Annotated in this window: 1 protein-coding gene and 1 pseudogene; both read right to left on the bottom strand. The window is 52.2% G+C overall.

Annotated features, from left to right (window positions below):
* Positions 1-336, bottom strand: a pseudogene (locus AB6E51_RS24400) (hypothetical protein); the annotation flags it as partial.
* Positions 333-1512: hypothetical protein (locus tag AB6E51_RS24395; protein WP_372115987.1), on the bottom strand; the 1180-nt coding region annotated here is incomplete at its 5' end. The gene AB6E51_RS24395 and the pseudogene AB6E51_RS24400, both read right to left, overlap by 4 nt.

The raw sequence follows: 1512 nt of genomic DNA, 5'->3' as shown, positions 1-1512 counted from the left end.
CCCAAACCACGCTTGCTTATCAAGGGGTGACAACACATCGCTGAGTACCATGTTCAGTGGCAAGCCCGACGCGGGCGTGCTGACACGCACGTTCTTACTCAGGTAGTCAGTATCGGTGCGGCGCTCAATCGGTATTAGGCTGGCCGGGGGCTGCTCAATGCGCTCGACTTTGAGAGACTCACGATGTCGGTGGCGCTCGATGCCACTGAGTACCGAGGCGGACTCATCATTGCGCTTGTCGTATTCATTGAGCCCAAGGGTTTCACACCCTGAGAGCGTTAAGAGCACGCCAATGAGACAGAAGGATTGAAAACCCGAGAGACGAAATAGGTTCATAATGGCGTCACCTCTTTGATGTAAATAGTTTTAGTCGCGTCTAGGCGCTGCGCTTTGAGTGGATAGGGACCGAGCAACGTGGTCATGGCCATGCTGATGTCCCCATCGATGGTCACCAATGGATAAGGCGTGAAAGTAAAGTCAGCCACAGGCCAAGACGATTTTTCATCCCAGCGCCAGCCATAATGCCCAGTGACCTGCTTAGTCGCCGCTTTCAATGTGTCACCCGAGACCATTAAGGTCGTCACGCGCTCGCCTTTCCACGGATGAAAAGCCAACAGCTTCGAAAGTGTGTTTGAGTACAGCGTTAACGTATTGAGAGACGGATTAGAGGCCGACAGTGCTTTCACAGCACCCGACAGTGAGCCCGTTCGAATAAAATCTTGCGCAGCCACTCCATCCAAAGCAGTCAAAAATGCCTCATCTTGAGCAAACGCCAGAGGTTGGTCGCCATGTTTGTAAGCCCAGCGAGTTAATGCGCTGCGAAAGCTTTCTCCAGCATGGACGCGATAAGTGGTGAGCGCTTTTTTCTTCACAGACGACTTAGACGATGTCGATTTTGCTTTTGAACTTGACGAGGGTTTCCCCTGCATATCACTGGCGAAAAACGCATCATTGTCACCCTCAAAACTGGACCACTCTTCTGATGAGGCGCTTTTAGAGGCCAACGACTTTTTCAGTTGCGGGGTCATGACAACGCTTGACGTGCCGTCTTTTTTTGAAGGAGAGGCAGAAGATATCGATACGGCTTCGCTCGCTTTCATTGTGCCCACCAAAGGAGACTTACCTTTTGAATATCCAGTCACGGGTTTCGGCGCTTGCCACTCATACCCATACTTGAGGCGAAAACCTACATTGCGACGAACCACATCTTCTTCAAGCGAGAACGCTTGACCGCCAATGACTTGCAAGGCTTGTCGAAGGCTCATGTGCCCCATATCGGTATGACCCAAAGGCAAAGGTTGCGCATAGAGCTGCGTTTCGGCGTAAGACGTCGGGGGGCGCAGCGACACACCGCTGCCTGACAATAAAAACTCGACGCCGTCTTTGATGCTCATCTTGCTCATCACGGGTAAGCGAGCTTCAATCGGCACGCCTAAGATGTCGGTCATTTGCTCACCTGCAGTGCGTTCAATGACATAGCGTGAGGTCTGCACGCTGCTGCCCGATAATTCG

The organism is Vibrio sp. 10N.247.311.47 (assembly GCF_041467535.1).
In the GTDB taxonomy this organism is placed as follows: Bacteria; Pseudomonadota; Gammaproteobacteria; order Enterobacterales; family Vibrionaceae; genus Vibrio; species Vibrio crassostreae_C.
The sequence above is the reverse complement of the archived record's forward strand: the minus strand, read 5'-3'. Positions and strand labels throughout refer to the sequence as shown.